This window comes from Roseateles sp. (assembly GCF_039595595.1).
Classification (GTDB): Bacteria; Pseudomonadota; Gammaproteobacteria; order Burkholderiales; family Burkholderiaceae_C; genus Roseateles.
In genome coordinates this window covers 1-12723 of sequence record NZ_JBCNLG010000014.1, presented here as the reverse complement: position 1 = coordinate 12723, position 12723 = coordinate 1, and the positions used below count along the sequence as shown (strand labels likewise).

At 69.7% G+C, this 12723-nt stretch carries 12 protein-coding genes; 11 read left to right on the top strand and 1 reads right to left on the bottom strand.

Going from position 1 to position 12723, the window contains the following annotated elements; all coding sequences use genetic code 11:
• The first annotated feature begins 42 nt into the window (after positions 1-42).
• The 5 genes from ABDW61_RS16730 to ABDW61_RS16710 all read left to right on the top strand — a co-directional run bounded on the left by ABDW61_RS16730 (position 43) and on the right by ABDW61_RS16710 (position 3881).
• The gene (locus ABDW61_RS16730; protein ID WP_343640236.1) at positions 43-360 is read left to right on the top strand and encodes an integration host factor subunit beta; all 318 of its coding nucleotides are present in this window, start codon (positions 43-45) and stop codon (positions 358-360) included.
• Positions 361-524: 164 nt separating this feature from the next.
• Entirely contained in the window at positions 525-824 is a 300-nt protein-coding gene (locus ABDW61_RS16725) for a LapA family protein (protein WP_343640235.1), read from the top strand.
• Positions 814-1971, top strand: coding sequence for a lipopolysaccharide assembly protein LapB (gene lapB / locus ABDW61_RS16720; protein WP_343640233.1), 1158 nt, complete (start codon positions 814-816; stop codon positions 1969-1971). Before ABDW61_RS16725 ends, lapB begins: the two co-directional genes overlap by 11 nt.
• A 22-nt stretch (positions 1972-1993) precedes the next feature.
• Positions 1994-2773 carry a glycosyltransferase gene (locus ABDW61_RS16715; RefSeq protein WP_343640232.1) on the top strand — a complete coding sequence of 260 codons (780 nt, stop codon included), beginning with the start codon at positions 1994-1996 and terminating at the stop codon, positions 2771-2773.
• A 10-nt stretch (positions 2774-2783) separates the two neighbouring features.
• Positions 2784-3881: a glycosyltransferase family 2 protein gene (locus tag ABDW61_RS16710; RefSeq protein WP_343640231.1), complete on the top strand. Its 1098-nt coding sequence runs from the start codon at positions 2784-2786 to the stop codon at positions 3879-3881.
• Between the two features lie 19 nt (positions 3882-3900).
• Here the strand turns inward: ABDW61_RS16710 and ABDW61_RS16705 are convergent, their stop codons facing one another.
• Entirely contained in the window at positions 3901-5037 is a 1137-nt protein-coding gene (locus ABDW61_RS16705; RefSeq protein WP_343640230.1) for a glycosyltransferase, read from the bottom strand.
• A 158-nt stretch (positions 5038-5195) separates the two neighbouring features.
• On the opposite strand from ABDW61_RS16705, the gene glf reads away from it, so the two are divergent.
• From glf to ABDW61_RS16675, 6 genes are all read left to right on the top strand, one after another.
• The gene (glf, locus tag ABDW61_RS16700; protein ID WP_343640229.1) at positions 5196-6296 is read left to right on the top strand and encodes a UDP-galactopyranose mutase; all 1101 of its coding nucleotides are present in this window, start codon (positions 5196-5198) and stop codon (positions 6294-6296) included.
• A 7-nt stretch (positions 6297-6303) separates the two neighbouring features.
• On the top strand, positions 6304-7188 hold the full coding sequence (locus ABDW61_RS16695; RefSeq protein WP_343640228.1) for a hypothetical protein: 885 nt from the start codon (positions 6304-6306) through the stop codon (positions 7186-7188).
• 125 nt (positions 7189-7313) lie between these two features.
• A complete protein-coding gene (gene msbA / locus ABDW61_RS16690; RefSeq protein WP_343640226.1) occupies positions 7314-9122 on the top strand; it encodes a lipid A export permease/ATP-binding protein MsbA in 1809 nt (602 codons plus the stop codon).
• 104 nt (positions 9123-9226) lie between these two features.
• Positions 9227-10144 carry an intradiol ring-cleavage dioxygenase gene (locus ABDW61_RS16685; protein WP_343640225.1) on the top strand — a complete coding sequence of 306 codons (918 nt, stop codon included), beginning with the start codon at positions 9227-9229 and terminating at the stop codon, positions 10142-10144.
• 119 nt (positions 10145-10263) lie between these two features.
• Positions 10264-10968, top strand: a complete 705-nt coding sequence (locus ABDW61_RS16680) for a response regulator transcription factor (protein ID WP_343640224.1) — start codon at positions 10264-10266, stop codon at positions 10966-10968.
• Positions 10965-12272, top strand: coding sequence for an ATP-binding protein (locus tag ABDW61_RS16675; protein ID WP_343640223.1), 1308 nt, complete (start codon positions 10965-10967; stop codon positions 12270-12272). Before ABDW61_RS16680 ends, ABDW61_RS16675 begins: the two co-directional genes overlap by 4 nt.
• The last annotated feature ends 451 nt before the right edge of the window (positions 12273-12723 follow it).

Genomic DNA, 12723 nt, shown 5'->3' with positions numbered 1-12723 from the left:
TCGCTCCGCAGCGAGCCTGTTTTTCTTCAGATGCTGACGACCATGACCCGATCCGACCTGGTGGCCCACTTGTCCGAGCGCTTCGGCCAGCTCACGCAGCGAGACACCGAGTTCGCGGTCAAGACCATCCTGGACGCGATGTCCGACGCGCTGGCCCGCGGCCACCGCATCGAGATCCGCGGCTTCGGGAGCTTCTCGATCAACCGCCGCCCGCCGCGCATGGGCCGCAACCCGCGCAGCGGCGAGCAGGTGCTGATCCCCGAGAAGCTGGTGCCCCACTTCAAGCCGGGCAAGGCGCTGAGGGAAGCGGTGGACGCGCAGTTGCCGGTGCTGGACGACGACGACCAGCAGGCCGCCTGAGTCCGCCCAGCCGCCTGCGCGCGGCCGCGGTCCGCAGCGTCCGCCCCACATTCCCGACGAGCGCCGCCCACCGCGGCGCTTTTTTTCGCCCGCGGGTTCCCCCGCCCTGACGGACGTCACGGCTTGGCCGAAGCGCATGCCGCACACGCCTAGAATCGCCCCCCATGCGAATCCTGGTCTGGCTCTTCCGAGCATTCCTGTTCTTCTGCCTGTTCGCCTTCGCGCTGAACAACAGCCAGGAGGTCGTCGTGCACTGGTTCTTCGGCCAGGCGTGGCGGGCTCCGCTGGTGATCGTGGTGCTGCTGACCTTCGGGCTGGGCTGCGCCTTCGGCGTGCTGGCGATGGTCCCGGCCTGGTGGCGCCACAAGCGCGCCGCCGCGCGCTCGCTCCCTCCGGCGGACGACCTCCCGCCGCCCGCGGCGACCGTGTCCGCCAACGACCCCAAGATCCCCGATGGAATTTGATCTGAGCTGGCTGCTGATCGGCGTCCCCCTGGTCTTCGGCCTGGGCTGGCTCGCCTCCAAGCTGGACTCGCGCCAGTGGAAGCGCGAACAGCGCGACGCCCCGCGCGCCTACTTCAAGGGCTTGAACCTGCTGCTCAACGAACAGCAGGACAAGGCGATCGACGCCTTCATCGAGGCGGTGCAGGCCGACCCCGACACCTCCGAACTGCATTTCGCGCTGGGCAACCTGTTCCGCCGCCGCGGCGAGTACGAACGCGCCGTGCGGGTGCACCAGCATCTGCTGTCGCGCGGCGACCTGCCCAAGTCCGAGCGCGACCGCGCCCAGTACGCGCTGGCGCAGGACTTCTTCAAGGCCGGTCTGTTCGACCGCGCCGAGACCGCCTACGAGGCGCTCAAGGGCACGGCCTTCGACCACGACGCCGCGCTGGCGCTGCTGTCGCTGTACGAGCGCTCGCGCGAATGGGCCAAGGCGGCCGAGGTCTCCGAGCAGCTGGAGGCGGCCGGCACCGGCAGCTTCGCCGGGCGCATCGCCAACTACTGGTGCGAACTGGCGCTGGAGGCGCAGGCTCGCCAGGACGAGGCGCAGGCCCGCCGCTGGCTGGACCAGGCGCGCGAGCGCTCGCCGCAGTCGGCCCGCGCCTACGTGCTGCTCGGCCAGATGCTGGCCCGCCAGGGCGACCAGCCCGGCGCGATGGCTGTCTACGGCGAACTGCTGAAAGCCAATCCGGACGCCTTCAACCTGGTGGCGCGCGACTACGCGCAGGCCGCGCAGGCCACCGGCAAGACGGGCCAGGCGCTGGCGCTGATCGAGGCCCAGTACCGCCGCCATCCCAGCATGGCGTTGCTGCAGGCCGTCGCGCTGCTGGAGCCCGCGCCCGAGGCGCAGCGCCGGCGGCTCGCGGAGCACCTGCGCGTCGAGCCGGCGCTGTCCGCGGCGACGCAGCTGCTGCAGCAGAGCCAGTCGCGCCAGCAGCCGCTGAGCGACGACGAGGCGCAACTGGTCGGCACCGCGCTGCAGCGCGCCGTGCGGCCGCTGCAGCGCTACCGCTGCGCCGCCTGCGGCTTCGAATCGCAGCACTATTTCTGGCAATGCCCCGGCTGCCTGAGCTGGGACAGCTACCCGCCGCGCCACGTCGAAGAGCTCTGATCCCGTCCCGATGAACACCTCGATGAGCGCCCCCGCCACGACGACGCCCGCCACGACGCCCGCCAACAGCGAGCGCGTCATCCTCTGCATGAAATGGGGCACCAAGTACGGCCCCGAGTACGTCAACCGGCTCTACGCGATGGTGCGCCGGCACCTGCGCGGCGACTTCCGTTTCGTCTGCCTGACCGACCGCGGCGAGGGTGTGCGTCCCGAGGTCGAATGCCTGCCCATCCCGCCGCTGGACCTGCCCCCCGGCAGCCCCGAGCGCGGCTGGACCAAGCTGACCACCTTCAGCGACGATCTGGTCGGCAAGTACGGCCTGCGCGGCACGGCCCTCTTCCTGGACCTGGACGTGGTGATCGTGGGCGACATCACGCCCTTCTTCGAGGTGCCCGGCGAGTTCCTCATCATTCACGACTGGAAGCGGCCCTGGCGCATCACCGGCAACTCGTCGGTCTACCGCTTCACGCTGGGCGCGCACCCGGAGGTGCTGGCCAAGTTCCGGCGCGAGTTCGACGCGATCCGCGCCAAGTTCCGCAACGAGCAGGCTTATCTGTCGGACGAGATGCATCAGAAAGGCCTGCTCGCGTACTGGGACGCGCGCTGGTGCGCGAGCTTCAAGTACCACAGCATCCCGCGCTGGCCGCTGAACTACTTCCAGGCCCCGTCCATTCCGGAGGGCGCGCGCATCCTGATCTTCCACGGCGTCATGAACCCGCCCGACGCGCTGGCCGGGCGCAGCAACGGCAACTGGCGCAAGCCCAAGCCGGCGCCGTGGATCGCCGACCACTGGCACGAGTGAGCTCCTTGCGATGAGCGCTTCTTCCGCTTCTTCCGCCCTTTCCGCTTCTTCCGCGTCTTCCGCGGCCACCGTCGCCATCGCCCACGGCGCCCCATGGCTGTCCGTGCTGATCCCTGTCCACAACGTCAAGGACTATCTGCGCGAGTGCCTCGCGTCGGTGATCGCGCAGGCGGGTGCCGGCGTCGAGGTCCTGATGGTGGACGACTGCTCCACCGATGGCTCCGACGCGCTGGTGCGCGAGCTGGTCGCCGAGCACGCGGCCGGCCCGGTGCGCGTGCAGGGCCTGTTCCACGCGCAGAACCAGGGGCTGTCCGGTGCCCGCAACACGATGCTGCAGGCGGCGAGCGGCGAGTACGTGTGGTTCCTGGACTCCGACGACTACCTGATGCCCGGCGCGATCGCGCGCCTGCGCGAGATCGTCAGGCAGCACGCGCCCGCGCTGGTGCTGTGCGACTTCCTCATGCTGCGCGAGCGGATGAAGCTCAAGCACCGGCTGCGCGGCGAGCTGCACCGCCGCACCTTCCACGGACCGGCGCGGCAGCTGCTGCGCGACCACTCGCAGCTGATGCGCGGGCTGTTCGAGGCCGGCCAGATGCACAGCTGGTCCAAGATCGCGCGGCGCAGCGTCTGGGGCGAGCAACTGCGCTTCCCGGTGGGCCGCTACTTCGAGGACATGTCCACGACGCCCTTCCTGGCGCTGCTGGCCGACACCGCCTGGTATGAGCCATCCGTCTGGGTCGCCTACCGGCAACGGGCCGGGTCGATCCTGGCCACGCCCAACCTGACCAAGGCCGAGCACATGGCGCATGCGCTCGCGAACCTGCGCGAAGCGGCCGCCGGCAAGGGCCTGGACGAGAACGCCCTCTTCGCCTGGGCGCACTTCGCGGCGCGCAACTTCATTGGCGCCTCGCGCATCGCCCACAAGGCGCTGCCGCAGGACTGCGGCGCGGCGGTCGCGATGTTCCGCGACGCTTATGAGGAGGCCTCGCCGATCCCGCTGCGCGACCTGGATCGCGCCTACAAGCGCCGCGGCTGGTTCGTGCGAGCGATGCGGCTGCGCCACTGGATGCGCGTGGCCGAACGCCAGACAGCCGCCATCGCCACCTGAGCGCGCTGGGCGCCGGCGCTCAGAGCGCCAGCAGCATCGCCTCGTAGCGCCGCATCATCAGGTCGACGCCATGTTCCTCGATCGCCCGGGCGCGCGCCGCGGCGCCCAGCCGCGCCGCCAGCGACGGATCGCGCAGCAGGCGCTCGATCGCGCCGGCCAGCGCCACCGGGTCGGCCTCCGGCACCAGCAGCCCGGTACGGCCGTCCTCCAGCACCCCCTCGACACCGGGCACGAGTGACGCGACGCAGGCGCAGCCGGCGGCCATCGCCTCGAGCAGCGCCAGCGGCATGCCTTCCCAATGGGTCGACAGGACGAAGATGCGCTGGTTCATCAGCAGGCCGGGGATGTCGCCGTGGTGGCCGAGGAAGTGCACCTGCCCGTCCAGCCCCAGTTGGCGGGTGAGGCGCTCCGTGCCGTGGCGGTACGCGTCCTTGCCGCCGCCGGCGAGATAGAGCGGCGGACGCAACCCGCGCTCGCGCAGCACCGCCATCGCCCGGACCAGCGTGCGCGGATCCTTCTGCCGGGCGAAGCGGGCCGACATCACGATGCCGGGTTCGCGCCGGTCGGCGGGCCGCTCGTCCGCGGCGGCGAAGCGGTCCAGGCGGATGCCGTTGGGGATCGCCATCGTCTTCTCGGCTGGCATGCCCAAGTCCACCAGCCGCCGGCGCACGCCTTCGGACACGCCCACCAGCCGCGCGCTGGCAGCGCTCAGCCGGCGCGCCTGGGCGCGCTTGCAAGGCGTGTAGCGCTCGCGCGAGTTGTGCTCCACCTGCACCAGCACCGGCACGCCGGCGAGCCGCCCAGCCCGGCGGCCCAGCAGATGCTCAGGGAATCCATGCGCCATCAGCACGTCCGGCCGCAGTTGCTCGCACAGCCGGCGCAGCGCCCAGATCGTGGCCAGATGCGCCCACCCCGGCACCACATGCACCTGCAGCCCCTGCTCCCGCAAGGCGGCGATGCGCGCGAGCTTGGCCGCGTTTTCGGTGCGGCGCTTGCGGCGCAGCACGAGGACGGGTTCGATGGCGGCGCTGTGCAGCTGCGCCAGGCAGAGGTCGATCGCCACCTGCGTGGCCCCGGAAAAGCCGCCGGTCACGAAGTGCAGCACCCGGCGGCGGGACCGCCTCTCGTCCGGGGCGCTGAGGGAGGGCTGAAGCATCGCGGCAGTGTATCGGCGCACGTTCCGTTACCGGGGCAGGCACGCCGGCTGCTTTGAGAAGCGCGGGTAAAGCTGGGTTGTTCCGGGCGCCCCCGGCCCGTGACGCCGATCACAATCCGAACCACTTGAGCGCAGGAGACCGCCCCCAGGGCGAAACCATGAAGACTGACTACCTGATCGTCGGCGCCGGCTTTGCCGGCTCGGTGTGCGCGCGCGTGCTGGCGGATGCCGGCAAGACGGTCCACCTGATCGACAAACGGCCGCACATCGGCGGCAACGCCTACGACGAGCGCGACGACCATGGCGTGCTCATCCACCCGTATGGCCCGCACATCTTCCACACCAACTCGAAGAAGGTCTTCGAGTTCCTGTCCCGCTTCACCACCTGGCGCTTCTACGAGCACCGCGTGCTGGCCAAGGTCGGCGAGCAGCTGCTGCCGATCCCGATCAACCGCACCACGATCAACACGCTCTACGGGCTGTCGCTGACCGAGGACGAGGTGCAGGGCTACCTGGAGACGGTGCGCGAGCCGCGCGACCCGATCCAGACCAGCGAGGACGTGGTGCTGAACTCGGTCGGCCGCGACCTGTGCGACAAGTTCTTCCGCGGCTACACGCGCAAGCAATGGGGCCTGGACCTGTCGCAGCTGTCGGCCGGCGTGGCCGCGCGCATTCCGACGCGCAGCAACGACGACGACCGCTACTTCAGCGACACCTTCCAGTTCATGCCGGCCGATGGCTACACCGCGATGTTCGAGCGCATGCTCGACCACCCGGGCATCACCGTGCGCACCGGGGTCGACTTCCAGGACGTGCGCCGCCAGTTCCCCGGCGTCCACATCATCTACACCGGGCCGATCGACGCTTACTTCGACCACTGCCACGGCCGCCTGCCCTATCGCAGCCTGCGCTTCGACCACGAGCACCTGCCCGCGACCGCGCAGGTCCAGCCGGTCGGCACGGTCAACTATCCGAACGATCACGAGTACACGCGCATCACCGAGTTCAAGCACCTGACCGGCGAGGTCCATGCCGGCACGTCGATCGTGCGCGAGTATCCGCAGGCCGAGGGCGACCCCTACTACCCCGTCCCGCGGCCCGAGAACGAGGCGCTGTACAAGCGCTACGCCGAGATGGCGGAGCAGGCGCAGGGCGTCACCTTCGTCGGCCGCCTGGCGCAGTACCGCTACTACAACATGGACCAGATCGTCGCCGCCGCGCTGAAGACCGCGCAGGAGCTGTTCGAAGAGCGGGCATGATGGCGGGATGACCGTTTTTTCCGAAGACCGGCCGCGCGACGCGGTCCGGCGGCCCGCGGTGCTGGTGTCCTGGGATGGGGAGAGCCTCCCGCTGGCGCTGGTGCATCAGGACGCGCCGCCCGAATTCGACTGGATCCTGTTCGACTACACCGGCCGCCAGGCCAGCGGCGCGCGCACGCTGCGCGGTCAGCCGATGACGGTGCTCGCCGCGAAGACCGAGTGCAAGGGAGAGATCTTCAAGCACCTGTCCGACCACCTCGCCGCGACCGCCGAGGCCGTCGAGGCCGTCGAGGCGGACGGACCGTGGCCCGAGTACGTCGGCATCATCGACGACGACATCCTCATCTCGGTGGCCCAGATCAACACCGCGCTGCATCTGGCGCGCTGCGAACGGCTCGATGTCTTCTCGCCCTCGCTCAGCCATGACAGCCCGTACTCGCATCAGTGGATGCGGCATCAGCCCAACCGGATCTACCGCGAGGTCGACTGGGTCGAGGTCATGATGCCGTTCTATCGCGGCGACCTGTTCATGGCGGCGCGCGCGTACTACCAGGACAACATCTCGTCCTGGGGGCTGGACCGCTTCCTGATCCCGGCGCTGCAGCAGTTGCGCGGACAGACGCGCACGGCGCTGCTGGACGCGGTGATGGCGAGCCACCGCCGGCCGGTGACCAGTGGCGGCAAGGTCTATCGCAACGGCCGCACGGCCTGGCAGGAACGCCAGATCCTGCGCCAGGCCAGCCTGGCGCTGATCGCCCGCGAGGCGCCGGCGCTGCGGGAGAGCCCCTGGTACCACCGCACGTTCGTGCAACGCGAGACCCCCAACAAGTGGATCCGCTGGAAGCGGCGCGCCGCGCGCGTCGTGGCCGCGTGGCTGGACGAATCCAGCTGAAGCGATCCGGCGACACGCCCCGCGGCGCTTGCCGCTGGCGGTCCGCGACTCCGGCACAATCGCCAGTTCCTCCTTTCGACCATCTGGCTGGAGCCCGCGCCTGGCGCCCGGCGCCGGCCGACGCCATGACCGACAAAGTCCCCGTCAGCGACAACGAACCGCTGGGTCCCACCGCCAGCCGCCTCTGGCGCTTCATGAAGCCGCACCGCTGGGGCCTGCTGCTGTCGATCCTCTCCTTCGTGCTGGTCGCGGCGACCGAGCCGCTGATCCCCAAGCTGCTGGGCTACGCGCTCGGCGAGGGCTTCAGCGGCAAGGCGGCCGCCGCCTCGTCCACGCTGCCCGGCGGCCTGTCGATGCCCTCGATCCAGGTGCAATACAGCTTTCCGATCTGGATGGTGCCGATCGTGCTGATCGGGCTGTTCGCGCTGCGCGGGGTGTTCAGCTTCTGCGGCCAGTACCTGCTGAACTGGACGATCTCGCACACGGTGATGGACCTGCGCGCGGCGCTGCTGCAGGTGCTGCTGCGCGCCGACGCCCGCATCTACACGAGCCTGCAGCCGGCCACCGCGGTGACCAAGGTCGTCAACGACCCGCAGCACGTGGTGACGCTGATCGCCGGCGCGCTGGTGACCATCCTGCGCGACGGCCTGCCGGCGCTGGCGCTGATGGGCTACCTGTTCTTCATCAACTGGAAGCTCACGCTGCTGTCGCTGATCACGGTGCCGGGGCTGGCCTTCGTCGTGCGCAAGGTCAACCGGCGCGTGCGCCGCATGGGCACCTGGGCCTATGACGCGCAATTGCGGCTGGTGTCGGTGGTCGAGGACGTCACGCGCGCCTGGCGCGTGGTGCGCAGCTTCGACGCGGCGGACTACGAACGGCGCCGCTTCGCCGACCGCGCCCGCGAGGTGCAGCGCAGCTCGCTGAAGACGGCGGCCTCCAACGCCATGGCGCAGCCGCTGTCGCAGCTGATGGCCAGCATCGGCATCTCGATCATCGTGAGCCTGGCGCTGTACCAGTCGCGCGTGAACGGCACCGGCGTGGGCGAGTTCGCCGCCTTCGTCGCGGCCTTGCTGCTGATGAGCTCGCGGCTGCGGCACCTGAGCGACGTGATGCAGCCCATCACGAACGCGCTGGTCGTGGCGCGCGGCTGCATCGGCCTGCTGGACACGCCGGCCGAGCCCGACACCGGCACCCGCGAGCTGCGCGACGCGCGCGGCGACATCGTCCTGCAGCAGGTCACGCTGCGCTATCCGGGCGCGAACCGCGACGCGCTCGCCGCGCTGGACCTGCACATCCCGCCGGGCAAGACCACGGCGCTGGTGGGCAGCTCGGGCGCGGGCAAGACCTCGGTGGTCAACCTGCTGCTGGGCTTCGAGCGGCCGGACAGCGGCTGCATCCTGCTGGACGGCGTGCCCATCGACGAACTGACCAAGGCCAACCTGCGCCGGCAGTTCGCGGTGGTCTCGCAGGACATCGTGCTGTTCGACCTCTCGATCGCCGACAACATCGCCTACGGCCAGGACCGCGACGACGCCAGGCTGGAGCAGGTGCTGCGCGCCGCGGCGCTGTGGGACTTCGTGCAGACGCTGCCCGAGGGCCTGGACACGACGGTGGGCGCCAACGGCAGCAAGCTGTCGGGCGGACAGCGGCAGCGGCTGGCGATCGCGCGGGCGCTGTACAAGGACGCGCCGGTGTGGATCTTCGACGAGGCCACCTCGGCGCTGGACACCGAGAGCGAGCGCGCCGTGCAGCAGGCGCTGGAGCAATGGCAGGGCCGCAAGACGCTGATCGTGATCGCGCACCGGCTCTCGACGATCCGCCGCGCCGACTGCATCCAGGTGATGGCCGACGGTCAGGTCGTCGAGTCCGGCGACCACGACGCGCTGATGGCCCGGGACGGCGTCTACGCGGGCATGGTGAAGGTGCAGCACTGAGCGCCGCGCGGCGCTGGCCGCGCGTGTCAGGCTCGACACAAAGACGCTAAGCGCTCGACAAGACCGGCCGGTCCAATGCGGCTCACCCCCTTCAGGAGACCCGCATGCAGCAGCATCGCCACACCGCTTCCACCGCCCCGGAGCACGTCCGCGACGACCATGACCACGACCGGGGCCTGGCGCACGACCTCGCCGTGATGCAGCAGCGCCGCCGCGCGCTCGGCCTGCTGGCGGGACTGGCCGGGCTGGGCGGTCTGTCGCTGATGGGCTGCGGCGGAGGCGGCAGCGACGCCGGCAGCACCACCACGGGCTCGTCGAGTTCATCGGGCGCCACGGGATCGACCGGATCCACCGGCACGGCCACCACGTCCAGCTGCACGGTGATCCCCGAGGAGACCGCCGGCCCCTACCCTGGCGACGGCTCCAACAGCAACGGCAGCGGCGTGACGAACGCGCTGGCGCTCAGCGGCATCGTGCGCAGCGACATCCGCGGCAGCATCGGCACCGCGAGCGGCACCGCCGGCGGCGTGCCGCTGACGCTCACGCTGAAGCTGGTGAACACCGGCAGCAGCTGCGCCGACCTGTCCGGCTACGCGATCTACCTGTGGCACTGCGACCGCGAGGGCCGCTACTCGCTGTACAGCGCCAGCGTGATCAACGAGAACTACCTGCGCGGCGTACAGAGCACCGGCAGCGACGGCACGGTGAGCTTCACGACGATCTTCCCCGGCTGCTACGACGGCCGCATGCCCCACATGCACTTCGAGGTCTACAAGAGCGCGAGCACCGCCACCTCATACGCCAACAAGATCAAGACCTCGCAGATCGCGTTCCCGACGGACGTCTGCACGACGGTCTACAGCACCGCGTCGGGCTACAGCAGCAGCCTGACGAATTTCAACCGCATCACCTTCGCCACCGACAACGTCTTCAGCGACGGCTACACGACGCAGTTGGCGACGCTCAGCGGCGACGTCACGAACGGTTATGCCGCGACGCTGACGGTCGGCATCGCCGCCTGATCCGGCCGCCGATGCCGCGCTTCATTCCCTCCGCCGCGCGCAGCGGCGACGCTCCGATGACCGGTGTATCTTCTGTCGCTGGGTCCGGCACGGCGGCGGTCCCGCCGGTGGAGGTACGCATGACGCGGTGTCTGGTGGTCGATGACGATGCGGAGATTCGCCGCTCGCTCGACGAATATCTGCAGAAGTTCGGCGTGAGTGTTGGCGCGGCCGGCGATGGCCGCGAGATGCGGCGCCTGATGGCGGCGCAAGTCTTCGATGTCGTCGTGCTGGACCTGATGCTGCCGGACGAGAACGGCCTGACGCTGTGCCAATGGATCCAGCAGCACCACCCGTCGGTGCCGGTGATCATGCTGACCGCTCACGGTGACCCGATCAGCCGCGTGCTGGGGCTGGAGATGGGCGCCGACGACTACCTGGCCAAGCCCTTCGAGCCCCGCGAGCTGGTGGCCCGCATCCATGCGATCCGGCGCCGCGCGCGGCGCGGCGAGAGCGAGGCGCAGACGCGACGGGAGTTCCGCTTCGAGGGCTGGGCCTTCGACCGGCTGCTGCGGCAACTGGTGTCGCCGCAGCAGGTCGTGGTGCCGCTGTCGAGCGCCGAGTACCGCATGCTGAGCGCGCTGGTCGAGCGCCCAGGCCGGGTGCTGAGCCGAGAGCAGCTGATCGAGCTGACGCGCGCGCCCGGGGTCGAGGTGAACGACCGCAGCGTGGACCTGACGATCTCGCGGCTGCGGCAGAAGCTCGGGGACTCGCCGAAGGAGCCGCGCCTGATCCGCACGATGCGCGGCGAGGGCTACCTGTTCGACGCCCAGGTGCAGCCTTGAGCGGCGCCCAGGCTCCCGGCGGCTCTGACGGCCCTCGCGGCTCTGGCGGCTCTGGCGGCTTCGCCGGTCTTGGCCGCGCGACGCGGGAGCGGATCGCGCGCGCGTTCGGTGACACGCTGGCGCGGCGGATCTTCCTCCTGCTGTGGGTGACGCTGGTGGCGGCCCAGGCGCTGGCGATCGGCGCGGTGACTTGGGTGCGTGGCGACTTCAACGTGGCGCGCATGCCGGGCGCGCCCACCCTGCCCCCGCTGCCGGGCCTGATGCGTGGTCCGCAGGGGCAGCCGCAGCAGCCCGGCCCGTCCGACCTTCATGAGCCTGCCTTGCCGGGCGACCTCCCACCCCCCGCTGGCGAGCCGCGCGACTTCGAGCACGAGCCTCCGCCGCCGACGCCCAAGGGCCCGTGGCGAGGCCCGTTCAGAGCGCTCTCGGCATGGGAGCTGACGCTGGATTACGGCATCCGCTTGCTGGTCACGGGCCTGGCGGCCTGGATCGCGTCGCGATGGCTGGCCCGGCCGATGCGGGATCTGGTGCGGGCATCGCAGGCGCTTGGCCAGTCGCTGCACAAGCAGGAGCCGCTGCCGCTGCTCGATGAGCGGCGCGGCACGCTCGAGGTCCGCGAAAGCGCGCAGGTCTTCAACGCGATGGCGCGGCAGCTGCGGCGCCAGTTCAACGAGCGCGGGCTGATGGTGGCGGCGATCTCGCATGACCTGCGCACGCCGCTGACGCGGCTGCGGATGCGGCTGGAGACGCTGGACATCGAGGAGCTGCAGCGTCAGCGCTCGGTCGAGGACATCCGCGAGATGAATGCGCTGGTGGACGCGGTGATGGAACTGTTCCGCGGCGATGGGCCGGGCGCGGCCGAGCCGCTGCAGGACCTGGACCTCGGCGCGCTGGCGCAGGCGCTGACGGACGACCTGCTCGAGCAGGCCATGCCGGTGCGTTTCGAAGACCCCGGGGAGCCCGTGCTCGCCAAGGGTCAGCCGATGGCGCTGCGACGGGTGCTCGGGAATCTCGTCGGCAACGCGGTGCGGTATGGCGGCAGCGCGGAGGTCCGCGTCGGCCGCGATGCGCAAGGCGTGTGGCTGCGTGTGACCGATTCAGGGCCGGGTATTCCGCAGGCGCAACTGGAAGCGGTTTTCGAGCCGTTCTACCGGCTGGAGGAATCGCGCAACCGGCATACCGGCGGCGCGGGCCTCGGGCTGTATATCGCGCGGGAGCTGACGCTGCGGCAGCGCGGCTCGCTCGTGCTCTCGAATCGCCCTGAAGGCGGGTTGATGGCGGAAGTGCGGTTGCAACCTGTCTGAATACGCGTCACGTTTTGCATCGGCAAATGGCAGGGCGGCACAAGCTTGAATTACTTCAGAACCAAGGAAATACGCCAGTCTCACCTTTGGAATTGGTGGCGGAAGTGCGATTGCAGACGGTCTAAACGCGCGCGATTCGAGTTCCAGAAAGTCAAGCCGATTGCCTTGAATCAACAGAGTCAGTCCAATCGAATGACATGGGCTACTCGTCAAAGTAGGCGTCTCCGCTGGGCCAGTAGACCTTCAGATTTTCCGATAGACCCTTCAGAAGCGTCTCGACAAATTGAATGGTCAAGGTCAAAGCGCTCATCGGGTCAATTCCCCGGCGGTCTCAAGTTTGAACCGCAACACCTGTCATTGAATTGATACTGGAGCCTGATGCGCATTTGCCAAGGTGAGCGCAAAGGCCTGAAGCGGCGTGTTCCATCCGAGCGTCTGTCGCGGTCGGGTG

What these genes read in the sequence shown, in the direction of transcription:
- ABDW61_RS16730 (WP_343640236.1), top strand. Translation starts at nt 43, where the DNA reads ATGACCCGATCCGACCTGGTGGCCCACTTGTCCGAGCGCTTCGGCCAG.
- ABDW61_RS16725 (WP_343640235.1), top strand. Translation starts at nt 525, where the DNA reads ATGCGAATCCTGGTCTGGCTCTTCCGAGCATTCCTGTTCTTCTGCCTG.
- lapB (WP_343640233.1), top strand. Translation starts at nt 814, where the DNA reads ATGGAATTTGATCTGAGCTGGCTGCTGATCGGCGTCCCCCTGGTCTTC.
- ABDW61_RS16715 (WP_343640232.1), top strand. Translation starts at nt 1,994, where the DNA reads ATGAGCGCCCCCGCCACGACGACGCCCGCCACGACGCCCGCCAACAGC.
- ABDW61_RS16710 (WP_343640231.1), top strand. Translation starts at nt 2,784, where the DNA reads ATGAGCGCTTCTTCCGCTTCTTCCGCCCTTTCCGCTTCTTCCGCGTCT.
- ABDW61_RS16705 (WP_343640230.1), bottom strand. Translation starts at nt 5,037, where the DNA reads ATGCTTCAGCCCTCCCTCAGCGCCCCGGACGAGAGGCGGTCCCGCCGC.
- glf (WP_343640229.1), top strand. Translation starts at nt 5,196, where the DNA reads ATGAAGACTGACTACCTGATCGTCGGCGCCGGCTTTGCCGGCTCGGTG.
- ABDW61_RS16695 (WP_343640228.1), top strand. Translation starts at nt 6,304, where the DNA reads ATGACCGTTTTTTCCGAAGACCGGCCGCGCGACGCGGTCCGGCGGCCC.
- msbA (WP_343640226.1), top strand. Translation starts at nt 7,314, where the DNA reads ATGACCGACAAAGTCCCCGTCAGCGACAACGAACCGCTGGGTCCCACC.
- ABDW61_RS16685 (WP_343640225.1), top strand. Translation starts at nt 9,227, where the DNA reads ATGCAGCAGCATCGCCACACCGCTTCCACCGCCCCGGAGCACGTCCGC.
- ABDW61_RS16680 (WP_343640224.1), top strand. Translation starts at nt 10,264, where the DNA reads ATGACGCGGTGTCTGGTGGTCGATGACGATGCGGAGATTCGCCGCTCG.